Source organism: Synechococcus sp. R55.2 (assembly GCF_047462075.1).
Taxonomy (GTDB): Bacteria; Cyanobacteriota; Cyanobacteriia; order Thermostichales; family Thermostichaceae; genus Thermostichus.
On record NZ_JANSIH010000267.1, the window covers coordinates 1 to 23,348 of the forward strand.

The following is a 23,348-nucleotide window of genomic DNA, read 5'->3' on the forward strand; positions in this document are numbered from 1 at the left end:
GCTCTTCCGGCGACAGAGATCGACATCGGCCAATTCGTCTGCAGAAGTACTTCACAGTCGCTGCACCCTATACCCCATTCTCTACACTTTAGACTTTGGTCAAAGCGCCGCAAGACCTCAGCCCAAGAGGAAGCTTGTCCATCGGGCTTTGTCCCGGCTGTTTTTTGGGCTCACCCCATCATAGCCATAATACCGGATGCCGAATCCAGAAGTTCGGAAGACGGAGCTGCCCCTCTCCAGGGATCCCAGTCGTTCTTCTAGGATGTTGAAGAGTTTGGATCAAGGAAACCATGCCTTCACTTGCCAATCAAGTGGTGCTGATTACTGGTGCCTCTGCTGGAATTGGGGAAGCAGTCGCTCTGGAGGCGGCCAAACGCGGGGCTCGCTTGGTGCTGGCGGCCCGCCGGGAAGGGCTGCTGCGAAACGTCAAAGACTTGGTGGAGAGTCGGGGAGCGGAGGCGCTGGTGGTGCCCACCGACATGGCCGATACGGCCCAGGTGGAGGCGCTGGCCCAAAAGGCTCTGGATCACTTTGGCCGGGTGGATATCCTGGTGAACAACGCCGGCTATGGCCAGATGGGGCCGGTGGAAGAGGTGGATGTGGCGGCCATGCGGCGCCAGTTTGAGGTGAATGTATTTGGCTTGCACGCCCTCACCCGTGCCCTCTTGCCCCAAATGCGGGAACGGGGCAGTGGCCGCATCCTCAACCTCAGCTCGGTGGCCGGCCAGATGTCGATGCCCTTCAGTGGCGTTTACAACGCAACCAAGTTTGCTGTGGAGGCCCTCAGCGATGCGTTGCGGGTGGAGGTGGCCCCCTTCGGCATCAAGGTCATCTTGATCGAGCCGGGGCCGGTAGCCACCGAGTTTGGCCGCGTGGCGGAAGAAACCTTTGCTGCCGTTGTCAACCCCAATGGCCCCTACAAAGCGATCTTGGACAAGACCGCCGATCTGGCCAGCTCGTTTAACAAAATGGCCTGGCCGGTGGAAAAAGTGGTGGAGCCGATCTTGAGGGCGATGACGGATCCTCACCCTTCCGACCGCTACACTGCTTTCACAGGGGGCAAGGTGGCGTTGGGGCTGATGCGGCTGCTGCCGGCCTCTCTGGCCGACTCTATGTGGCGGCGCGTCTATGGGCTGGATCGGCTGGGATCCCCCGGCTCGGCCTAACTGCAGGCTTGTGGCGGGCATCGGATGGGGCAGGGATCCCTCAGGAGCTCATCCTTGCGGGGGTAGGGTTGTGCCTTCCAGGAGGGACAGGTTAAGTTTGTTAAAGGACTTTTAATAACCGAGCGTTCTCTTCCCTATGAACAAGCCTCTATCTCCCCAGCGCTGGCTGATCGCCCTCCTGCTGGGCTTTTGTCTCTGGCAGGGATCCGGCCTGGTGCTGCAGCCTGCACCCGCCCATGCAGCTTTGGCCTCGGCCCTCACCTACGATCGCTTTTTGCGCTACGTCGAGGAGGGGCGGGTTACGGATGTGCGCCTCACGGACAACAATCTGGTAGCTGAAGTTACGGCTGTGGATCCCCAGACCCAGCATTCCACCCGCTACCGAGTGAACCTGCTGCCCAACACCGTACCGCAACTGGTGGACCGCCTCACCGAGCAGGGGATCGAAGTGGCAGTGGTACCCACCCGCAATGGCAGCGCCTTTTGGGCGCTTCTGGGCAACCTGGTGATCCCGCTGTTGCTGTTGGGAGGGTTGTTCTTTTTCCTGCGGCGTGCCGGTGCTGGAGCGGGCGGCCCTGGGCAGGCAATGAACTTCGGCAAATCGCGGGCCCGCTTCCAGATGGAAGCCAAAACCGGCGTTAAGTTCGACGATGTGGCCGGCATCGAAGAGGCCAAAGAAGAATTGCAAGAGGTGGTCACCTTCCTGAAGAAGCCGGAGCGCTTCACAGCGGTGGGGGCCAAGATCCCCAAGGGTGTGTTGTTGGTGGGGCCGCCGGGGACGGGCAAAACCCTTCTGGCCAAGGCCATTGCCGGCGAGGCAGGAGTGCCTTTCTTTAGCCTGTCCGGCTCTGAGTTTGTGGAAATGTTTGTCGGGGTGGGTGCCTCTCGCGTACGGGATCTCTTCAAGAAGGCCAAGGAGAATGCGCCTTGCATCGTCTTCATCGACGAGATCGACGCGGTGGGCCGGCAGCGGGGGGCCGGCATTGGCGGGGGCAACGACGAACGCGAGCAAACCCTGAACCAGTTGCTCACGGAGATGGACGGCTTTGAGGGCAACACCGGCATTATCGTGATTGCCGCCACCAACCGCCCTGATGTGTTGGATGCCGCTCTCTTGCGTCCGGGGCGCTTCGACCGCCAGATTACGGTGGATCGGCCCAGTTTCAAGGGGCGCTACGAGATCTTGCGGGTGCATGCCCGCAACAAGAAGCTGGCGGAAGAGGTCAGCCTGGAGGCGATTGCCCGCCGTACCCCTGGCTTTGCCGGTGCGGATCTGGCCAACCTGCTCAATGAAGCGGCCATTTTGGCGGCCCGCCGTCAGCGCATGGCCATCACCAACCAAGACATTGAGGACGCCATTGACCGCATCACCATTGGCCTGACCAAGCCGCCGCTTCTGGACGGCAAGAGCAAGCGCCTGATCGCCTACCACGAGTGCGGCCATGCCCTGCTGATGACGCTGCTGCCCCATGCAGATCCCTTGAACAAGGTGACCATCATTCCCCGCTCCGGCGGCGCGGGTGGCTTTGCCCAGCAACTGCCCAACGAAGAGCAGATCGACTCCGGCATGTACAGCCGCGCTTGGCTGCTGGATCGGGTGGTGGTGGGCTTTGGCGGTCGGGCGGCTGAAGAGATCGTCTTCGGCTACTCCGAAGTGACCACCGGAGCCAGCAACGACCTACAGCAGAACACGAATCTGGTGCGGCAGATGGTGACCCGCTTTGGCATGTCCGAGCTGGGGCCCTTGATGTTGGATCCCCCCAACAACGAGGTATTCTTGGGCGGCGGCTGGATGAACCGCGTCGAGTACTCGGAGGATGTGGCCGCCAAGATCGACCGCCAGGTGCGGCAGATCCTGGAGAGCTGCTACCAGAAGGCCAAGCAGATTTTGCTGGAGCACCGCCCTCTGCTGGATCGATTGGCCGATACCTTGGTGGAACGGGAAACCCTGGATGGCGACGAATTCCGGGCGATTGTCTCAGAGTATGTGCCCATCCCGGAGAAGGTCGGCCTGCCCAGTCCACTTGCGGAAGCGGGACGGAGTCCAAAGCTGGTCTAGGGGATCCCATCTCCATTGCCAGATAGACAACTGGGGGGGTTGTTGGGGCTGGATCCCGGCAGCTGCCCCCTTTTCCTCGCGATTTTGGGTTGCGTTGGGCTGTCGCATGCTCTCTTCGCTCTCTGCTTTGCCGGTTCACCTCTATCGCTGCCTGAGCTGCGGTCGGGAAGGGTTGACCCAATCACCAGGGCGGGAACAGGGATCCGCGGCGGATCGGGTTTATTGTCCCAGTTGTGGCCAAATTTACCCCATCACCGCTTCTGGGGCTGTGGATTTTATCGGCAGCTCATCGGACCTGCATCTCACGCCGGCCCAAGCCATTGCCCATCTGCCTGGGTTTGCCTGGGGCTACGATCGCCTCTGGCGGCCCTGGGCCCTGTCGCTGCTGACGGGAGAGAGCTTTGGCAGCGAGCGGGAGGGTCAACTGCTGGCCGAGTTGGTGGGGGAGGGGGATCCCATCTTGGATTTGGGCACTGCCGGGGGGTACTGGAGCCGCTTGATTCTGGCCAGGGATCCGCAGCGGACGGTGATCGGCCTGGACAATGCAGCAGGGGTATTGGCGGAAGCCGCTCAACAGGCACAGCCCCACTGGCAGCACTACAGCCTGATGCGGGCCCGAGCCGAACAGCTTCCCCTCGCCTCTGGAACTTTTGGGGCGGTGATCAGCGGGGCCACCTTGAACGAAGTGCCTTTGGATCCCTGTTTGCGGGAAATTGCCCGCGTCTTGAAACCGGGAGGGGCCTTTGTCTCGATGCACAGCCAGCAGGTACAGGGATGGGGGCAGATGGTGCAGCAATGGCTGGAAGCCACCGGCCTTCATTTTTTCTCAGAAACCCAGTTGCGCGAGCACCTTCAACAGGTGGGGCTGCAGTTGGAGCGTTATCTCAGCTTGGGTTGGGTGGCCTTTGTGCGGGCGGTGCGCCTCTGATCTTGGCCGGGTTAAGTTGTGCAGTGGCCATCGAGTCGATGTCGGAGCCATTACCCCAATCCAAGTCATGCCGATCCCTGGCTCCCCTCTTCCACCAAGAGAGAGACTAGGAGTGAGGGCGCACTCTATGGGATCCACTCCAGCCCAACGCCAAAGCTAAACTCCCGATCCAAGGTCGAGTTGCGCAGGCTATAGCGAGCAGAAAGACGAAAAGAAGGGCTAATGGCATAGGCAGCGGTGATCTCCGCCAGGGTGGCCTGTCCTTCTTCCGGCTCCTGGGGGGCAACCCAACTGTAGCTACCGGTCAAATCTGCAGCTCCGGGAGCCAAGGCCAAAACGGCAAAAGCCCCATAGCTAACTCCGCTGAGGCTGCGGTTTTTTTGTTCCAAAGCCCGATACCCCAGTTGTGGCGCCAGATTAAAAGGGGATCCCAGGGGGGCCAGAAAGTAGCGCATCTCCGACCCGTACTGGCGCACTTCGGGATGTTCGGAAGATTGGCGATAGTCACCACTGAGGGTGAGGCGATCTCCCAGGCGCAAATCCTGCAGGCTGATTCGCCAGTGCGAAGAGGACTCAAAGCCGGCCTGCAAGCGGGTGGGCAAGACGGGCGTGTTGCGGATTTCTTCCAGGAGATTGGGCGGGTTTTGCAGCCAGCGGCGCAACACGGGGCTGTCTTCTAAAATTCGGTCATCCAAGCCCAAATCCAAAGCGGCTGAGAGGGTGGCCGGCACCGGATCTGGAATAGGGGCTTGCTGGGAATTGGCCCAAACCGGCCGCTCAGGCACCAGTCCAGCCCAGAGGAGCAGCATACCCAGGCGAAGCCCTTTGCCAGACTGTCTCACCACCTGCAACCACATTCATTGCGTCCCTACTGTAGCTGCTTTCCGAGAGATTCTCCACGCAGACGGGCAGAGCCAAAGGGCGGCAACAACACCTCAAAGACGGCTCAACGACAACAGAAAGCCTAGCTGTTCCGGCTGTTGGCAACCACCCGCAAGCGCTCGACCAATTTTTGCAGTTGCCGTTCAAACTGCAGACTTTCCCGCTGTAGCTGACTGACTTTCTCACAGCTATAGAGAACGGTGGTGTGATCTTTTCCCCCAAAGTAATCGCCAATTTTGGGCAAGCTGAGGTTGGTGTAGTGGCGCATCAAAAACATGGCAATTTGCCGTGCTTGGCTGATGTCACGCTTGCGGGAGGATCCCAGTAAACTTTCTCGGTCGATGCCGAATTCTTCACAGACCACATCGGTAATCATGTCGGCGGTGATCTCTTTCGGCTCGCTGGGGGGATTGAGGATGGGCTGAATCGTCTCTACACTCATCGGCAAGCCGGAAATGGAAACATAGGCGACGGCGCGGATCAGGGCGCCTTCCAGCTCGCGGATGTTGCTGGTGTAGGTGGTGGCAATGTACTCGATCACCTCTGCGGGCAAGTTCATTCCCTCGTACTCGGCTTTCTTCTTCAGAATGGCCATGCGGGTTTCGATATCCGGCGATTGAATTTCGGCAATCAGGCCCATCGAAAACCGAGAACAGAGACGTTCCTGCAGACGAGGGATCAAATGGGGGGAACGGTCGGCGGCCAGTACGATCTGTTTGCCGGACTCGTGCAGCGTATTAAAGGTGTGAAAAAACTCCTCTTGGGTGTACTCTTTGCCTTCGATAAATTGAACGTCATCCACCAATAAAATATCTACATCTCGATAGTGCTCCCGGAAAGACTGCATGCTGTCTCGCCGGATGGCATCGATTAAATCGTTGGTAAACCGTTCGGTGGACACGTAAAAGACTTTGGCCTGTGGATTTGCCTCTAGCTGGTAGTGGCCAATGGCCTGCATCAGGTGGGTTTTGCCCAGCCCTACCCCGCCGCAGAGAAACAGGGGGTTGTAGGCGCGTCCGGGCTTGTCTGCTACGGCCAAGGCCGCTGCGTGGGCCATGCGGTTGTTGGGGCCGACCACAAACCGTGAGAAGGAATACTTGGGGTTGAGATCCGGCGCCCGCATCGGCAGGCTGCCGCCGACTTCCAGTCCTAGGGTGGTGGAGGCAGGTAAGCTGCCGGCTCTGCGCGATGTTGGGGAAATCGCCCTTGAAGGGGGTTCTTCCTCGACCGGAGCATGGGGGGAAACGGAAAACTCCACCTGCAAAGGGATCCCGGCTACCCGCTGCACCACCTCGGTGATGGTGGAAGCGTAGTGCTTTTGCAGCCAGCCCCGTGCCCATTCGCTGGGGGTACAGATGGTGAGGCGGTTGTCCACCAACGATTCAGCCCGCGCCGTTTTGATCCAAGCCTCAAAGGTTGGGCGGCTGAGCTGCACCTGCAGATGACACAGGGCTTCATCCCAGAGCTGATCCAGGGAAATATCCACACCACACACTCAGAGCGACACAGCAGAAGCCCAGAGGAAACAGCGGCGGCTTCCTCGACAGGAGCTTCGGGATTCCCAATTTAACTGCTCGGCGCGGGGTGGCCAATCTAGCAATTTTCCATTGAGTCTGCTAAGATTAATCGTCTGCGATCAGTTTCAAGCGGGCTAATTTCGGTCTGGTCAGCTCTGGCAAATGATCTTGGATTCATAAGTTGGCTTCTCACCATGACTCAGCGTACCCTTCGTGGCACCAATCGCAGACGCATTCGGGTTTCTGGGTTTCGGGCCAGAATGCGAACGGCAACTGGGCGTCAGGTCTTGCGGCGACGGCGGGCCAAGGGGCGTTATCGCCTGGCGGTTTCCTAAGCCCTTTGGTCAGAGATTTGATTTGTCTTGGTTTTTTGGAGCGTTGCAGCCCAAAACTCGCTGACTTCTGGGGCAGACTCTCCTCGGTGCCCAATGTTGCCGGCTCCTCATCGATTGCGGGATCGACGAGCTTTTCAGGCGCTCTACCAGGGGGGCCAACGTCGTTCCGGTGCAGGCTTGACCCTGCTGTTTCAGCCGATGCCCGCAGGGTGCGAAGGGATCCCTAGCCAAGTGGGGCTGGTGATCGGCAGAAAGGTGAGCAAATCTGCCGTAAAACGGAATCGGCTGCGACGCCAGTTGCGAGAAATCTTGCGCCCTCTGTGCCCAAACCTGAAACCCGGATACCGGCTGCTGTTTATCTCCAAGGCAAACTTACTGACCTACCGCTGGCCGGAGCTGAGGGCGGAGGTGCATCGTCTTTTACAAAAGGCCGACCTGCTCGTCGGCACAGATGTAGACTCAACAGGTGCAGACTCAGATGCCAAGCCGTCCTAAGAAACTTGAGCTGCACAGGTTTTTGCTACCCATGCTAGCCTGTTGCCATCATCTGCCGGTGGTCACGCTAGATGTGGGGTGTGATGTACGTCAAGCGGATTGAGCTGACCCGATTTAAGTCCTTTGGTAGCACAACCTCGATACCCCTGTTGCCGGGGTTCACGGTTATTTCTGGCCCCAATGGCTCCGGTAAGTCTAACATCCTGGATGGGATCCTGTTCGCGCTGGGTTTATCGTCCTCGCGGGGGATGCGGGCAGAGAGGCTTTTGGATCTGGTGCATTCCGGCAGCCTCAACGGCAATCGGCAGGTGGAAACCCATGTTTCTGTCACCTTTGAGCTGGGGCCGGGAGAAGATGGTCAGCCCAGGGAATGGAAAGTCAGTCGCCGGCTGCGGGTCAAGCCCGGAAAGGCTGAGGATCCCACTCGCGATAGCGGGACGGATTCTCTCCCCTACACCAGCACTTTCTACATCAACGATGTGCCCTGTACCCTGAGCGAGCTGCACGAACAACTGGAGGCGATGCACATCTACCCCAACGGCTACAACGTCGTTTTACAGGGGGATGTCACCAGCATCATTTCCATGCACCCCAAGGAACGGCGGCAGATCATCGACGAATTGGCGGGGGTGGCCACCTTCGACCGCAAGATCGCCCAGGCCAACAGCAAGCTGGAGGCGGTACGGGAACAAATTGAGCGCTTTCGGCTCATCGAACAAGAATGGCAAGCTCAAGGAGAGCGGCTGCTCAGAGAGAGCGAAAAGGCCCAACACTATCAGCAACTGCGGCTGCAGTTGCAAACGCTGGAGCAGCAGCAACAGGTGTTGCTTTGGCGGCATTTGCAGGCCCAAGTGGAAGAAACCCAGGCGGCCATTCAGCAGCTTCTGGAGGCTCAGGAGCAGGCCACCGCTCAGGTGCAGACCTTGAGCGAGCATTTGCAGCAAGCCGAAGCCGCCCTGACCGAGTTGCAAAGCCGCATCCATGCTCTTGGAGAGGAGGAATACCTGCACCTGCAAGCCCAAATCGCCGCCGCCGAAGCACAGCGGCAACAGGTCAGCCAACAGATCGCAGCCTGGCAGCAGGAGATCGAGCAAGCGCAGCGCCTACATCAGGAGCGGCAAACCCAACAGCAGCATCTGCAGGCGGAGCTGGAACACCTGCACAGCCAACAGGAGCAACTGGCCCAAGCCCAGGGATCCCTGCAGGCCCAGGTTCGGAAAGCCCAAACCAGCCTGGAACAGAGCCGCGAACAACTGCGCGCCCTAGCCCAATCCGCCGATGCCTGGGTGAAACAGCAGCGCTACCTCACCCGCCACATTGAGGAACTTCGCGCCGAACAGGAGCCTCTCCAACAGGAGCAAATTCGCCTGCAAGAGCGACAACGGCAACTGGAACGACAAAGCCAAGAGATCCAAGCGGAGATTGCCCAGATCGAGGCGTGGCTGGGATCCCACCTGGCCCTCACCGCCGAGCTGGAACACACTTGCCGACAGTCGGAAGCTCAGGTTCAAACTTTGGCCCAAGAGCTGGCCCAACTGCAGGCCGGCCTGGAGTTGGATCGCGCCACCCACGAACGCCTGGCCGCCGAGCTGCACGCCAAGCAGCGGCAACTGGACAAATGGGAAACCCGCCGCCAAGTGTTGCAAGAATCCCAGGGATCCCGGGCGACCCAAGCCATCCTGAGTGCCCGTCTGCCGGGGGTTTTGGGGTTGGTGGCCCAGTTGGGGCAGGTGGATCCCCAGTATCAACTGGCCCTGGAGATCGCGGCAGGGAACCGGCTGCACTTTGTGGTGGTGGAGGATGACACCGTGGCCGTGAGCGCCGTCAACTTTTTGAAGCGGGAAAAAGCCGGACGCGCCACCTTTTTGCCCTTGAATAAGCTCCAGCCCACCCGCCCCCCCAGCCCCCTGAAATTGGACGGCCTGATCGACTACGCCATTCGTTTGGTGCGTTTTGAAGAGCGCTACCGGGATGTTTTCGGCTTTGTGTTCGGCTCCACCCTGGTTTTCCAAAGCCTAGAGCTGGCCCAGCCCCACATCGGCAAGCACCGCATGGTTACTCTGGAAGGGGAGCTGTTGGAAACTTCGGGCGCCATGACCGGCGGCAGCGCCCCCCAGCGAGCTGGGATCCACTTTTCTGCCGGCGAACCTTCCGAGGAGGCCGCCTTGCGCTCCCGCTTGGCCGAGCTGGAGGAACTGCTGGCCGCCCTCACCCTGCGCCTACAAGCAGCCCAAGCCCGCGAAAAACAACTGGCCCAAGCCCTGCTCCTGGCTCGCCAAGACGCCCTGCAAGCCCAGCAATATCTGGAGCGGCACCAAGCCGACTGCCAAAAGCAACAGGCCCGCCTGCAACACCTGCAGGGATCCCTGGCGCAAAGGCAAAGCGAAAGCCACCAGATCCAGCAGCGGCTCCAGCAGATTCAACTGCGCTGGGATCCCTTGCAACAGCGCCTAGCCGATCTCGCCCTCAAGCTCAGCCAACTGGAGGGATCCCCGGTGAACCAGCATTGGCAGCAACTGCAGCAGGCGGTGCAGCAGCAAGAAAGTCGCTTGGCAGAGCTGCAGCAGCAACTGACCCAACTGGAGCGGCAACAGCAGGAGAACTCCGGCCAACAACACCTGAAACAGGCCCAAATCCAGCACCACCAGGAGCGCCTGCAGGAGAGCAAACAGCGCCAAGCCTATCTGCAGGAGCAAATCGTCCAAGCCCAAGCCACCCTTGGCCAAATCCAGCAACACCTTGCCGAGCAACGGCAACAGATGAGCCAGATCGAGGCCCGCCTCGCCCACCTGCGCCAAGAGCGAGATCGGCAGGAATTTCAACTGCGGGCTCAACAACAGCAGATCCAACGCCTGGAGTGGGAACGCTACAACGCCCTCACCCAACAACAGGAAAAAGAGGCCCTGCTGGCCCAACTGCAAACCCAACTGCAAGCGGTGGCCCAAGAGCTGCCGGATCCGCTGCCCAACTTGCCCGCCACCCTGACCCTAGACGAGCTGCAACGGCAAAAACGCAAAACCGAAGATCAACTGCGTTCCCTAGAGCCGGTGAACATGCTGGCCATCGCCGAATACGAACAGACCCAAGCTCGCCTGCGGGATCTCAGCGCCAAACTGGAAACCCTGCACCAAGAGCGCACCGAGTTGTTGCTGCGCATCGAGAACTTTTCCACCCTGCGTCGGCAAGCCTTCTTGGATGCCTTTCATGCCGTCAACAGCCATTTTCAGACCATCTTTGCCCAACTTTCCGATGGGGATGGCCATTTGGAATTGGAAAACCCAGAGGATCCCTTCGCAGGCGGTCTAACCTTGGTGGCCCACCCCAAAGGCAAGCCGGTGCGCCGTCTCAGCGCCATGTCGGGAGGAGAAAAATCGTTGACAGCCCTCAGCTTTATTTTTGCTCTACAGCGGTTCCGCCCTTCCAGCTTTTACGCCTTTGATGAGGTGGATATGTTTTTGGATGGGGCCAACGTAGAAAAATTGGCCAATATGATCTGGCAGCAATCTCGTCAGGCGCAGTTTCTGGTGGTCAGCTTGCGCCGCCCCATGATCGAAAAAGCTGAGCGCACCATTGGTGTAACCCAAGCTCGCGGTGCATACACTCAGGTGATCGGCCTGACCAACCCCACCCCTCACGCCGGCTGAAGTATCCAACAGGGGGCAACCGCAACGGCGGGATCCCATCCGGATGGCCATCAAAAGAAGCTGGGCCATAGCCGGCAGGCATAATCAGGCATGATTGATAGCGCTACAACAGCCAATGCCTCTGCCCCGCTGCTACACTCTGGGAGTCACCCAAAACTGTAGGTGAGGACTGGGTTTAAGCATCCGCTGTTGACGTAGCCGTTCTTCCGATTTATCTGTGGGCAAGCAACCCTGCAAAACTTTGCGCTGAAGTTTGGACTTGAAAAATCGGAAAAACAAACCATCTCTAGGCAATTTTTATGAACATACGAGTTCGTCTAGATCTAAGTCGGCAGCCGGTATTGATCCCAAGGAGAATTCCGGCAGCATTGTCAATAGCAATGGCACTTCTGCTTTTGGGGAGCAATGCCTTTTCTCAGCCAGCACAATCGCCGAACAATAGAAGAACTGAGGTAGAAGCTTTTGTACCTTTGCTGCCAGTTTTATCGGTTTTGCCTGCTGCCACAACGAAAACTTGGGTTGCACAAGCCTCGCCATCGTTAGCCACCACAAACTTGAGCAGCGCTGATGACCGTGCGGCTATAGAGCGAGCTGTACTTGCTGACCCACTGCTCAATGAGGATCTTCGGCAAGTGGCAGACCGAACGCTTGGTGCCCCAGTCATACCTCTGGAAATTGGGGCAATTGCCATCGTCGAAAACTATGCTCTGGCCAACGTCTCTGGTGGAGTTGGCGATCTTCCGGTTATCGAAGGCTATTACCTGCTCAAAAAACAAAGTGGTCAGTGGATTGTGGTGGAGCGTGCTGGCTGGGGGCCGGGGCCAAGCATTAGCGAAAGTTGGCTTTTGTCGGTACTGGATGTGCCCGAAGATGTCATCAGTCGGCTAATCAACACACTCCGCGCCGCCGGGAACGAGGTTGAGATGGATGACACGGTGTACACCGATATTCCCATACCTTGCATTACACAGATAGATGATCCCAATCCGCCAACCAACGTGCGATTGACACCTGCTGTAGTTACGGGAAATGTCATCGGTCAATTGCCCAATGGTGCTGAAGTGCGGGTCATGGAAGTGCTCAACGGCTGGCTCAAAATTCGCCGACCCTTGGTGGGCTGGGTGTCGATGAATCTGACGCGGGTGTCTTGTGGCAATTCGCCGGCAGAGGTGCAGAAGAATCTAGAGATCCTGCATTCCCTAAAAGGGGAACCGGGTGTAGAAGCCACCGATACTTTGGTGCGATATCTCTATCGAGGTGCAAAGGGATCCTTTGCCGAAGTGGCACTTGGCTATTTCAACGAGCTTGCAATCGATCGATTCTATGCTTTGGTGGCAGCATTAGACAAGCATACTGAAGAGGTGCGTCGTCAAGTATTGCGGCAAGCGATCACAGCAGGGATCCATCCCCAAGCCAGGGAAAACTTTGAGCAGGAGATCGCCCAGAGCGAGACTCTCTCCATTCCCCTCTCACCCACCCTCAAGACCTGGAAAACGTTGAATCAAAACTAGACCATAGCACTTGGTGATGCTGTTGATCCCAATGCTGGCCTGACGGGTAGCTCCGTCGGAAATGGCGCTCAGAAAAGGGTTCAAGTCTTTGCTAAAAACTCACGATTTGGCGAGAAGAGGTTGTTTTGGATGGCATTCTCTCTGGAAAAAGTTCCTGCGGTTGCGATTAGCTGCTCTTCCCTGCTAGACTAATGCTTTTAGACTCAGCGCAAGCATCCGAACTTCTTCCTGGTTGCACTTCAGCAGTGGGATCATTCTGACAAGTCAGTTTTGTATACGGATGTTCTATTTGCCATGGCTGCTCTGACTCTGAATCTATCTCCCCTGATAACCCTCAGCCGAGCAGATTTTATCCGGCTTTGTGCCGCCAATCCTGAGCTGAAGCTGGAGCGTACTGCCCAAGGAGAATTGGTCATCATGTCTCCAACCGGTGGGGAAACGGGCAATCTTAACTTTGAAATTGCCGGGGAAGTTTATGTTTGGAATCGGCAATCGGGCCGAGGGAAAAGCTTTGATTCTTCCACCGGATTTTCCTTGCCTTCAGGCAGCGACCGCTCCCCTGATTTGGCCTGGATCCCGATTGAAAAGTGGGAAGCTTTGGATCCCTCAGTCCGTCAAGGATTTTTGCCCCTGTGCCCCGATTTTGTGGTGGAGATCCTCTCGCCCACCGACTCTTGGATTCAAACTCAGGCCAAGATGCAAGAATACATGGACAACGGCTGCCGGCTGGGGTGGCTGCTGGATCCCAAGGCCAAGCGGGTGATGATCTACCGACAAGGGCAAGCGCCGGAATTGGTCGAAGATCCGGAAACCTTATCGGGAGAGGACGTGCTGCCGGGCTTCACCTTGCCCATCCGCAAGATCTGGTCGACCTGACATTCTACGGTCGTTTTATAGTCATTTTAGACAGGAATGAAACATTTCTGTTGTATTGTGTATTGGTTCCTAACTCCCCTCTCCCAAAGGAAGAGGGGCTGGGAGTGGTCGCAGAAGCTGCACGGAATGCTTGAGGAGTGTCTCAATCTAGTTTGGAATGACTATAGTCCTCAGATTGGGGTCTTTCGCGCAATTCTGGCGAGACTGGGATCTTGGCCAGGCTGGATAAGGCCCACCGATGCCTTTTGCACCTGCTGGACTTCTTGCAAAAGCTGCAAGTAAAAAGTCCGTCGTTCCCAATCCAGATCTCGGAGCCCACAGCCCGGCTCTCGATGGTGCAGGCAATCGCGAAACTGACAGGCGCCCAAGCGATCCCTTACTTCGGGGAAGCACCGTATCAACTGCAAAGGATGCACCGGCGGGATCCCTTCGCCAGCATTGAATCCCGGCGAATCGGCGATCCAACCGCCTTCCGGCAAAGGAAACAGCTCCACATGGCGGGTGGTGTGCCGACCATGGCCCAAACGTCTGGAGACGGCCTGAGTGGCCAGCCGAACGTCCGGCAGCAGCCGATTGAGCAAGCTGGATTTGCCCACCCCGGAAGGGCCTGTCACCACCGAGATCTGATCTCGACAGCACTGTTGCAACTGGGGGATCCCAGCTTGGGTGTGGGCACTGACCAACAGAGGCTCATATCCCCACCTCTGCAGACGCTCCACCCAAGTTGTCGCCACTTCTGGATCCACGCAGTCGCATTTGTTCAACACCACCTGAACCCGCAGTTGGCTGGCCTCGGCTTGCACCAGCAGACGGCTGAGGGCGTTGGGCTCAGGGTCGGGCTCGGCCAGGGCCACCACCACCAGAACTTGGGTCGCGTTGGCAATAGCAGGTCGAGGCAGTTGAGTGCGCCGCGGCAGGATCGCCTCGATCACCCCCCGCTCCGGCCAGAGGTCGGCGGCAGCAGGCGGCAAGCGCACCTCCACCCAGTCCCCCACCATCACCTGCTGACCCATTTTTTTCAGCTTGGCCCGACTGGTACAGAGAATCTCTGCCGGCGTGGGCTTTTCAACCGGAAACCGAGCCGGGATCTCGGGAAAGAGGGCAGCCAAACTTGGATCGATACGCACGCGATAAAAGTTGGCCTGCGCTGCGCGCACCCAGCCGGTACAACTGGATCCCGGATCCCCCTTTCCTTCTGGTTTCACCGGGTTCATGGCGACGCAGGTGTGCCGCGACGCACCCAGAGAATGTAATGGCCTTCGGGGGAAGCTGCCTGTCCCTCAATCCGATGCCCGGCCATGGCTAGACTGTTGGGCACCTGCTCCAGAGGTTCTCCCGCATCCAGCCATAGCTCCAGCAGTTCTCCAGGAGCCATGCGCTCCAGGCGCAGCTTCGCCCGCACGTAGTTAAGTGGGCAAGGGATCCCCCGCTGGTCAAGGATAAACTTGACCTCTTCCGACGAAACAGCCTCTGCAGTCATTCTTCCTCACGCTCCCGGTTGCCAGGCATCTGGGCCAGCCCCCGCAACAACCCGCCCAAGAAACCATCCCGCTTGTTGATGCGTTCTCCGTGCAGCTCAGCCAGGCGCATGAGCAATTCCCGCTCTTCTGAGCTGATGCGGGTGGGGATCTCCACCACCAAGGTGATTTGGTGGTCGCCCCGAGACATCGGGTTGCCAATGCGAGGTACCCCCTTGCCCTCCAGGGTCAGCACTGTACCCGGCTGGGATCCGGCTGGGATGGTCAGCTCCACCTCCTCCTCCAGGCCGGCTTTCGAGTCCACGGTGGGCACAGAGACCTTGGCCCCCAAGATGGCCTGCAAATAGCTCACCCGCACCTCCGAGAGAATGGTCAGGCCATCTCGCTGGAAGTCGGGATCCGGTTCCACAAATAGGTAGACGTAGAGATCCCCGGGCGGGCCACCGCGTCGACCGGCATCGCCTTCCCCAGAAACCCGCAAACGGGTGCCACTATCCACGCCGGCTGGGATGTTGATGCGCAGTTTCTTCGTGGTTTGGGCCAAGCCCTCGCCGTTGCAGTTGTAGCAGGGCTCCTCCAACACCTGACCGCTGCCACCACAGGTGGGACAAACCGAGACCTGGGTAAAGTTGCCAAACGGCGTGCGGGTTGCCCGTCGCACCTGACCGCCACCTCCGCAGGTGGGGCAAGTTTTCACCTCCGTACCGGGCTTGGCCCCGCTGCCCCCACAGACGTTGCAGACTTCCAAGTGGCTGATGCGAATTTGCTTTTCGCCGCCGAAGATGGCTTCCAGAAACTCCAGTTTTAGGTCAAAGCGCAGATCATCGCCCCGTACCGGCCCCTGGCGACTGCGGGCATAGCTGGCTCCTGCCCCTGCAAAGTTGGTGAAAAAGCTCTCGAAAATGTCGGCAAAGCCACCCATCCCCGCAAAATCCTGGAATCCACTTGCTGCCGCAGCAGCTCCACTCAAACCCGCTTCTCCAAAGCGATCGTAGCGGGCTTTCAGCTCATTATCAGAGAGCACCTCATAGGCACGGTTGATCTCCTTGAAGCGCTCCTCGGCGCCTGGCTCCTTGTTGACATCCGGGTGGTACTTACGAGCCAACCGTCGATAGGCGCGCTTGATCTCCTCTTTGGAGCTATCGCGGCTAACCCCCAAGATTTCATAGTAGTCGCGAGCCATAGAAGCGCTTCAGAAGAGGTTAAAGATCAAAACATCAGACACACTTGAGATGCAACTTGTCAGGCAGCACAACCGCAGCAAGCTTGCAAGGCACCGGAGCCGGGGGAGAGCAGCTAACAAGAAGCCTTAGCGAGCTCCGTAGATCTCGCTACCCATCTCCAGAAGGACAGCCCGCAGCTCTTCCATTGCGTTCCGTAAAGTTGCTAAGTCTACGTTATCATTTGCCAGCAATGCCCTCAATGTGCCCGCCACCTGAGCCCCCCGCTGGATTCGAGCTTCGCTGAGACGATTGCCATGCTCCTGCAGGGTTTTGTCGTAGTTGTAGAGCAGGCTGTCCGACTGGTTGCGGGCTTCCACCAACTGCCGCCGGCGCTGATCTTCTTCGGCATAAGCCTCCGCTTCTCGGCGCATCCGCTCGATCTCGCTGCTGCTCAGGCCACCGTTATTGGTGATCTTGACGCTCTGCTCGATCCCCGTCCCCTTTTCTCGGGCTGAGACTTTCAAGATCCCGTTGGCATCGATGTCAAAAGAAACCTCGATCTGGGGCACCCCACGGGGAGCCGGCGGGATCCCGGTCAGCTGAAAGCGGCCCAAGGTTTTGTTGTCTTTGGCCATGGCCCGCTCTCCCTGCAGGACGTGAATCTCCACCACACTCTGGCCATCGGTGGCAGTGGAGAAAATCTGGGTTTTACTGGTGGGAATGGTGGTGTTGCGCTCGATGATGCGGGTGAAGACTCCCCCCAGCGTTTCCACCCCAATCGAGAGAGGGATCACGTCCAGCAGCAGTAGATCTTTCACTTCTCCACCCACCACGCCTGCCTGGATGGCAGCGCCAAGGGCCACCGCCTCGTCCGGGTTGACGGAGCGATCTGGGTTTTTTTTGAAGATTTGCCGAATTTTCTCCTGGACAGCGGGAATACGAGTAGAGCCGCCCACCAGCAGCACGCGGTCGATGTCTGCAGGGGAGAGGCCAGCATCCCGCAGCGCCTGTTCTGTAGGCTCCACGGTGGCCTCCACCAGATCCCGCACCAACTCCTCAAACTTGCCGCGGGTCAGCTCCACTTCCAGGTGCTTGGGCCCCGAATCGTCGGCGGTGATAAAAGGCAGGTTAATGAGTGTAACCTGGGTGCTGGACAGCTCAATTTTGGCCTTCTCAGCAGCCTCCCGCATCCGCTGCAGGGCCATGCGATCCCGCGAGAGGTCGATCCCTTCCGTCTCCAAAAACTGACGGATGAGCCAATCGACAATTCTTTGGTCGAAATCATCCCCCCCCAGGTGGTTGTTGCCGGCAGTCGCCTGCACCTCAAACACGCCGCTGCCCAGTTGCAGCACCGAGACATCGAAGGTGCCGCCACCCAAATCGAAAACCAGAATGCGTAGGTCTTGATCTTGTTTGTCTAGGCCATAGGCCAGGGCGGCTGCTGTCGGCTCGTTGATGATGCGCAGCACCTCCAGGCCGGCAATGGTGCCCGCATCTTTGGTGGCCTGCCGCTGGGCATCGGTAAAATAGGCGGGAACGGTGATCACGGCTTGGGTCACCGGCTCCCCCAGATAGGCCTCCGCATCGGCCTTCAGCTTTTGCAGGATCATGGCGGAGATCTCCTGCGGAGTGTAGGCGCGATCTTGCACCGCCACTTCCACCATGTTGTCTCGACCGGGGATGACTTTGTAGGGAACCCGCCTCCGCTCATCTTCGGTCTCGGCAAAGGTGCGGCCAATGAAGCGTTTGATGCTGAAGATGGTGTTTTCAGCATTGGTAACCGCCTGGCGCTTGGCCAGTTGGCCCACCAAGCGGGTGTTGTTCTTGGCGAAGCCGACAATGCTGGGGGTGGTGCGCCCTCCCTCGGCGTTGGTGATCACAACGGGCTGACCACCTTCCAAAACCGCCACGCAACTGTTGGTGGTTCCCAGGTCAATCCCGATGACTTTACCCATAGCCCCCTCTTCCCGTGCGCCAAGTCTCAACCCAAGAACGCAATTCCACGGATCTTAAAAGCATTCTGCCCAGAATCCCGCAGAAACCTTCAGACGGTGCTTTCGTCTCCGTAGCTCTACTGTAGCGTTTCTGAGACTGCTCTGGCTCTGTTTGTCAAGGTTCAAGTGAGCAAGTTCGGCTAGGAAGGTTGGGGGTTTTGGGGAGAGGCAGGAGTGCTCTCCGGGCCGGGTTCGCTGGTGGCCTGGGCAGAGGGGGATGGTTCAGAGCCGGGGCTGCCCGCCGAGACGGCCACCATGGCATGACGGATCACCAAGTCCCCCAGCTTGTAACCTGGCTGATATTCGATGGCTACCACATCCTCGGGATAGTCTGGGCTGGGCTGACGGGCTATGGCTTCGTGCAGGTTGGGGTCGAAGGGCTGGCCCACCGATTTCATGCGGGAGACGCCCATCTTCTTCAGGCATTCCACCAGCAGGCGGTAGACGCTCTGGTAGCTGTTGTGCAACTCCCGCTCGCGGTCGGTTTCCAGCTTCAGCTGCTGCTGAGCCCGCTCAAAGCTGTCCACAACAGGCAAGATCTCCAGCACAAATTTCTGCCGTTCTTTTTGGCTGAACTCTTCTTTTTCCCGCTGGGTACGCCGCCGGTAGTTTTCAAAATCGGCGTAGAGGCGCAGGTAGGCGTCTTCTTTCTCTTTGAGTTGCTGGCGGACAACTTCCAACTCGTGCTGGAGCTGCTTGAGAGCTTCACCGGGATCTGGAGAAGGCTCAGCTGCGGTTTCTCCGGAGGAGGTACCGGCTTCTGCTTCGCTATCTTCCAAAATCAGCTTCTCCAGCTCTGCCTCTACGTCGATCTCTTCTTCCTGTAGTTCAGGATAGGTATCTTCTGGGGCCATCGGTTGCTTCTCTTCGGCAGTCATGGGCGATGTCGGCAAGTGTTAGCAATGAGCAGTGACTCGGATATCCCCAGTTTGGCAGTTTCAAAACCGCCGGTGCATTCAGCCAAACCGGGCTCTGTGCTGATCGTATTCTACCGGGTTCTCTTTCAGCCAGTTGAAGTCAATATCTTTTCTTTCCTAGCCGACCAGCAGATGTTCCCGTGGCCGGCCCAGGCAATCGGGGAAGTAGATCTTGGCCAAGTCGGGGATTAGGCGCCAGTTGGGGCTGTAGATGGGTTGAATGGGGGAGTGGGTGTGAATATAGTAGACCAGAAAGTCGCGGATGCTATCGGCTGAGATCCACAGGGTTTGGGCTTCTTGGAACATGCTGTAACCGCCGCCGCCGCCGGCTCGGTAGTGGTTAATGGCCAGGCGAAAGGTCTGTGCTGGTTCCACCGGCTGTCCGCGGAATTGTAAGGTCACCAGGCGCTTTCCTACGGGGCGGGTGAGATCGAAGCAGTAGTCGATGCCGTGGTAGAGGTCGAAGGTGTAGCCGCGGGCTTCGGGGGCCACGACGGCAGCAGGATCGGCGGGAAGGTGATTGGGATCCAACTGGCGAAAATAGCCGGCAGTCTGTTCCAGGGCGCGCCGCAGAATATCTCCGGTGATCTCCAAAACGCAGAGGGTGTTGTCGTAGACGGTGAGGCTGTAGGCATCTTGCAGGGAGATGGGGCCTGCTGACAGGCCGGCGCTGCTGCAGATGTTGACCAGGGAGAGCTCTGCGGGGAATCCTGCCTCCCGCACTGCTTGCAATTGGGCCTGATGGAGCAGCTCTGCCAGAGGGTTGGCCCCCAGACGGGCTGCCAGACCGCCGCTATAGGCAGAACGGGCTTGGCCAATGGGCTGACGGATGTAGCGCAGGGTGGCTTGATGATAGGGCTCTGTCAAGGCCAAGAGTTCGGGATCGGGAGGGATCCCTTCGGCGGAGAGGAGCTGTGCGCTTTTGCTGATGATTTGCCAGCGGCTGCCCTGGCGCTCCAGCTCCAGGGATACCTGGGAGAGGTGGCTGCCCCAATAGCCGGGCTGCACCACTAGAGCTGGGGATCCCCCCAGACCGGCGATGGTCTGGTGGGTATGGCCGGAGAGGATGACGTCAATGCCGTCCAGTTCGGCCAGGGCCAACAGTTCGTTTTCCCCTGCCAGGCTTTTGTTGCTGCACCAGCCGGAGCGATCCGGGTTGTGCCAATGCTCAGGGGTGCGCAGGGGGGGCAATTGGTTGGGGCCGCTGTGCAGGATCAAGATCAAAACATCCACCTGAGGTCGCAGCAGCGATAGGTAGTGGCGGGCGGTCTCCAACAAGGGGGCAAAGCGCAGCCCCGCAATGTAGTCGGGTCGCTCCCAGGTGTCGATGCGGGGGGTGGTCAGCCCTAGCAAGCCAACGCGAACCCCGGCCAATTCCCGGATCAGGTAGGGCTGGAAGAGGGGATCCCCATTCTGGCGGAGGATGTTGGCGCAGAGCACCGGACAGCGGAGATCGCCGATAAAATCCTGGAGAACTTGCAGCCCAAAGTTAAAGTCGTGGTTGCCGGGGGTAAAGGCGTCGTAGCCCAAGGCGTTGAGAGCATGAGCCAAGGGGTGAGGGGAGACGCGCTCCACTTGCGCATAGTAGCTGCCCAAGGGGGATCCCTGAATAGTGTCGCCGCTGTCGATGAGCAGGACGGGATCCTCACTGGCTGCTCGCACGCGCTTGATGAGGGTGGCCAGCTTGGCTAAACCGTGCTCCGCAGGGATCCCGGTGAAGTAGTTCCAGGGATGTAGATTGGCATGGAGATCCGAAGTGTGGAGAATTGTTAATCGCATTCTCATATCATAGCCAAAGTCAAAGCCCAACCCAAACTCGTCAGCCCAGCAAGAACAGCACCTGCACACAGCCCACCAAAAAGCCGAGGAGGCCGCCTAAGTTGACGATGGCCTGGAGTTCTTGGCGCACGATCTGCTGGATGGCCTGCTCCAGGTCGGCAGGGGAGGTGGCGTTGACTTTATCGGCAATGACCTGATCCAAGTTCAACACCGGGATCACCTGCATCATCAGGGATTCGAGATCTCGTTCTAGGTAGCGCTCCAAGACCAGAGCCAGGTCGGCGCTGATCTGGTCGATGGAGGTGATCAACGCCTTGGAGTTGCGCAGGCGTCCCAACACCAGGCTGGCCACTTTTTCCCAATCGATGGTCTCCCCCAGCCCTTTGATAACCTCTGGCCCTTGGCTGCGCAGGTAATCTTGGATCCCGTCGCGGAGGGCACGGCGCAACTGACGCACGGCGGAAACCGGCAGGTTTTGCAGAGAGAGGTTCTGCAGGATCTCGGTCAGGCGGCGGGGGGCGTTGATGTCTTTGAGCAGATCTTCCAAGATGGCCTCTGCCCCTTCCGGCTCTTCCAGACAATAGGTGCGCAGGCGCAGCAGGGCATTTTTCAGGCCGAACAGGTTGGCCACCACCCAGTAGGAGCCGGTGGCCCGTTCACGAAACTCCTCATCCAGGGATTCGATGTTGCGATCGGTGAGAAAGTCCACCAAGTTCTGCCGCAACACCTTTGGGGGCAGCGCCTGCTTCAAGATCCACTCTGAGAGCTGCTTGGCCTGCTCGGCACTGAGACGCAGCTCCAGCAACACCTGGTCGAACAGTTGGTTAATCGGCCCTTCCAAAAAGGTTTCTTGACGGGCCAGCACCTTCACCAGGCGGGGCAACGACTCGTTAAACAGATCGGCCAAAATGCGCGCCAACACCTGGGCGGTTTGCTGCTGCTGCTCAGGGTTTTGCAGCCGATCCAGAGCTACCCCCAGCAGCCAGCGGATCCCTGCTTGCATGCGCTCGGTTTGCAGCAGCTTACGGGCCAGATTGTGCAGTTCCTCCGGCGTGAGCAGGGATCCCATGATGGTCTTGGCGATCTGCTTGGCCAGACGGGGTTGGTTCTGCGGGATCAAACCGGGGGTGAAGGGGATGCGCCAGCCGAAAACCCGATAGGGGCGGTAGGGCCGGAACAGCATTTTGATGGCAATGTCGTTGGTGAAATAGCCGATCACCAGCCCGGCCAGCGGGGGCACAACGTAGATCCAGAAGGCCATGGAACCAATGGAGGGGGCTCTCTTCTACTCTACCGAGCTGCCCCAGCGCAAGAGAGCGTTGACCAGTTATTGGATGATCAGGCTATCGGTCAGTTCCAGCTCCACCAACGTATTGGGCTGCAGCGTCACCACCCGGTCAATATTGGTACTGCCTGCCGCAGCGCCGGCCAAGCTGCCGGCCAAGATCGGCAAAAAGCCCCATCCCCCCGTGAGGATCCCCAAGGCCAACCCACCTGCTGCCCCATAGCCTGCCCCGCGGGCTACAGTTGTGCCGACATCGGCGTTGCGATCCAACCCGACTGGTAGCGGCGCAGATTGGCCTCTCACCAAGTAGGTGGAAGACCCAATGGTGAGGCGGTTGGCCACAAAGCGGCTGCCGACGACCCGCTCTTGGGGATCGGCGCTCTCCGCCTCCCGGCCAGACAACTTCAGTTCTCGGTAAACCGGCTCAAAAGTGCCCCACACTACACTCCCTGCCGGGATCACCACCTGGCCAAAGCGATCCACCACCGGCTCGGAGACTTCCAGGTGGCCGTTAATGGCCTGGTAGGGCTGGAAAGTGATGGGGCGGTAGACCGTGAGGAGAATACGGGTGCCGGCAGGCAGCTCGCCCCGCGTGGCTCCAGGGAGATCCCCACCTGGACTGAGGTCGGGCCGACGTTGATAGGAATAGGCCTCGCCTTGGGGGGGGTGTCCACCTGGGGCCGCTTGAACGGGCACCACCGGGATCGGATCCAAGGCCGGAGCTGTGGGATCCAGCGGCATTTGCGGCACCTGAGGTACCGGTGGCAGGGCCGTGGCAGAGCCGGGGGAGGGCGGAGGGCTCAGCAAGGGCAAGGTAGGGACGGGATCCCCCCTGGGGGGCACCGGCTGAGGGGTGAACTCGAACTGCTGAGCAGCAACCGGGGTAACGGCACCGGCTATCAACACCCCCCAAAAGGAACTCCTCTGCAACAAATGCAGGAACGGCTGCAAGGTTGAGCTCATGGATCCCATCCGGTCGCAACTGGCAGTAGCTTAACATCCTGCCCCGCTTGTGCCCACTAGATTTAGTAGGTATTAAGGGATCGGAAGCTCTTAAAACACTATTGAGCCTGTTCGGGGTCTGGATCGAGTTTTCCCTAGGGGCTGGGGGAAGGAGAAGGAGTCGGTCCGCCGGGATCCCCTGGCTGGGGGGCTGGGGATTCTGGCTTAGGAGACTCTGTAGCCTCACTCTCCTGAGCCTCGGGGCTGGACTCCGGCTTGGGTTCTGCAGGAGACCGTCCTTCTGGAGAAGGAGAAGGTGAAGGCTGATACATTTACGCTGAACACTGCTGAACATCACTGTTCAACTATGCAGCGAT

The 23,348-nt window shown here is 58.9% G+C and carries 18 protein-coding genes; 8 read left to right on the forward strand and 10 right to left on the reverse strand.

Features of this window, described 5'->3' with window-relative positions; translation table 11 throughout:
* Window positions 1-290: 290 nt before the first annotated feature.
* The 3 genes from NW838_RS08825 (at window position 291) to NW838_RS08835 (ending at window position 4,153) form a co-directional block, all read left to right on the forward strand.
* Entirely contained in the window at window positions 291-1,166 is an 876-nt protein-coding gene (locus NW838_RS08825; protein ID WP_414355548.1) for an SDR family NAD(P)-dependent oxidoreductase, read from the forward strand.
* A gap of 136 nt (window positions 1,167-1,302) precedes the next feature.
* Window positions 1,303-3,225, forward strand: coding sequence for an ATP-dependent zinc metalloprotease FtsH (ftsH, locus tag NW838_RS08830; protein ID WP_414406524.1), 1,923 nt, complete (start codon window positions 1,303-1,305; stop codon window positions 3,223-3,225).
* Window positions 3,226-3,331: 106 nt separating this feature from the next.
* A complete protein-coding gene (locus NW838_RS08835) occupies window positions 3,332-4,153 on the forward strand; it encodes a class I SAM-dependent methyltransferase (RefSeq protein WP_414427875.1) in 822 nt (273 codons plus the stop codon).
* A 125-nt stretch (window positions 4,154-4,278) separates the two neighbouring features.
* On the opposite strand, the gene NW838_RS08840 is transcribed toward NW838_RS08835, so the two are convergent.
* Both NW838_RS08840 and dnaA read right to left on the reverse strand, forming a co-directional pair.
* On the reverse strand, window positions 4,279-4,998 hold the full coding sequence (locus tag NW838_RS08840) for a hypothetical protein (protein ID WP_414350058.1): 720 nt from the start codon (window positions 4,996-4,998) through the stop codon (window positions 4,279-4,281).
* Between the two features lie 119 nt (window positions 4,999-5,117).
* A complete protein-coding gene (dnaA, locus tag NW838_RS08845) occupies window positions 5,118-6,521 on the reverse strand; it encodes a chromosomal replication initiator protein DnaA (protein ID WP_414355544.1) in 1,404 nt (467 codons plus the stop codon).
* Between the two features lie 225 nt (window positions 6,522-6,746).
* Here dnaA and rpmH point away from each other — a divergent pair, with 225 nt between their 5' ends.
* The 5 genes from rpmH to NW838_RS08870 all read left to right on the forward strand — a co-directional run bounded on the left by rpmH (window position 6,747) and on the right by NW838_RS08870 (window position 13,413).
* Entirely contained in the window at window positions 6,747-6,887 is a 141-nt protein-coding gene (rpmH, locus tag NW838_RS08850) for a 50S ribosomal protein L34 (RefSeq protein WP_011434477.1), read from the forward strand.
* Between the two features lie 93 nt (window positions 6,888-6,980).
* Entirely contained in the window at window positions 6,981-7,382 is a 402-nt protein-coding gene (gene rnpA / locus NW838_RS08855; RefSeq protein ID WP_414355543.1) for a ribonuclease P protein component, read from the forward strand.
* Window positions 7,383-7,462: 80 nt separating this feature from the next.
* The gene (gene smc / locus NW838_RS08860) at window positions 7,463-11,026 is read left to right on the forward strand and encodes a chromosome segregation protein SMC (RefSeq protein WP_414427876.1); all 3,564 of its coding nucleotides are present in this window, start codon (window positions 7,463-7,465) and stop codon (window positions 11,024-11,026) included.
* 632 nt (window positions 11,027-11,658) lie between these two features.
* Window positions 11,659-12,537: a hypothetical protein gene (locus tag NW838_RS08865; RefSeq protein ID WP_414355541.1), complete on the forward strand. Its 879-nt coding sequence runs from the start codon at window positions 11,659-11,661 to the stop codon at window positions 12,535-12,537.
* Between the two features lie 294 nt (window positions 12,538-12,831).
* Entirely contained in the window at window positions 12,832-13,413 is a 582-nt protein-coding gene (locus tag NW838_RS08870; RefSeq protein ID WP_414382545.1) for a Uma2 family endonuclease, read from the forward strand.
* A 170-nt stretch (window positions 13,414-13,583) separates the two neighbouring features.
* Here the strand turns inward: NW838_RS08870 and rsgA are convergent, their stop codons facing one another.
* The 8 genes from rsgA to NW838_RS08910 form a co-directional block, all read right to left on the reverse strand.
* Window positions 13,584-14,627, reverse strand: coding sequence for a ribosome small subunit-dependent GTPase A (rsgA, locus tag NW838_RS08875; protein WP_414427877.1), 1,044 nt, complete (start codon window positions 14,625-14,627; stop codon window positions 13,584-13,586).
* Entirely contained in the window at window positions 14,624-14,893 is a 270-nt protein-coding gene (locus NW838_RS08880) for a sulfurtransferase TusA family protein (RefSeq protein WP_414329168.1), read from the reverse strand. Before NW838_RS08880 ends, rsgA begins: the two co-directional genes overlap by 4 nt.
* Window positions 14,890-16,074 carry a molecular chaperone DnaJ gene (gene dnaJ / locus NW838_RS08885; protein WP_414329167.1) on the reverse strand — a complete coding sequence of 395 codons (1,185 nt, stop codon included), beginning with the start codon at window positions 16,072-16,074 and terminating at the stop codon, window positions 14,890-14,892. Before dnaJ ends, NW838_RS08880 begins: the two co-directional genes overlap by 4 nt.
* A gap of 126 nt (window positions 16,075-16,200) precedes the next feature.
* A complete protein-coding gene (gene dnaK, locus NW838_RS08890) occupies window positions 16,201-18,009 on the reverse strand; it encodes a molecular chaperone DnaK (RefSeq protein WP_414329166.1) in 1,809 nt (602 codons plus the stop codon).
* 179 nt (window positions 18,010-18,188) lie between these two features.
* Window positions 18,189-18,926, reverse strand: coding sequence for a nucleotide exchange factor GrpE (grpE, locus tag NW838_RS08895; protein ID WP_414427878.1), 738 nt, complete (start codon window positions 18,924-18,926; stop codon window positions 18,189-18,191).
* 156 nt (window positions 18,927-19,082) lie between these two features.
* Window positions 19,083-20,744, reverse strand: coding sequence for a bifunctional metallophosphatase/5'-nucleotidase (locus NW838_RS08900; protein ID WP_414349860.1), 1,662 nt, complete (start codon window positions 20,742-20,744; stop codon window positions 19,083-19,085).
* A 40-nt stretch (window positions 20,745-20,784) separates the two neighbouring features.
* Window positions 20,785-22,005: a DUF445 domain-containing protein gene (locus NW838_RS08905; RefSeq protein ID WP_414355535.1), complete on the reverse strand. Its 1,221-nt coding sequence runs from the start codon at window positions 22,003-22,005 to the stop codon at window positions 20,785-20,787.
* 66 nt (window positions 22,006-22,071) lie between these two features.
* Window positions 22,072-22,992, reverse strand: coding sequence for a hypothetical protein (locus tag NW838_RS08910; protein ID WP_414427879.1), 921 nt, complete (start codon window positions 22,990-22,992; stop codon window positions 22,072-22,074).
* Between the last annotated feature and the right edge of the window lie 356 nt (window positions 22,993-23,348).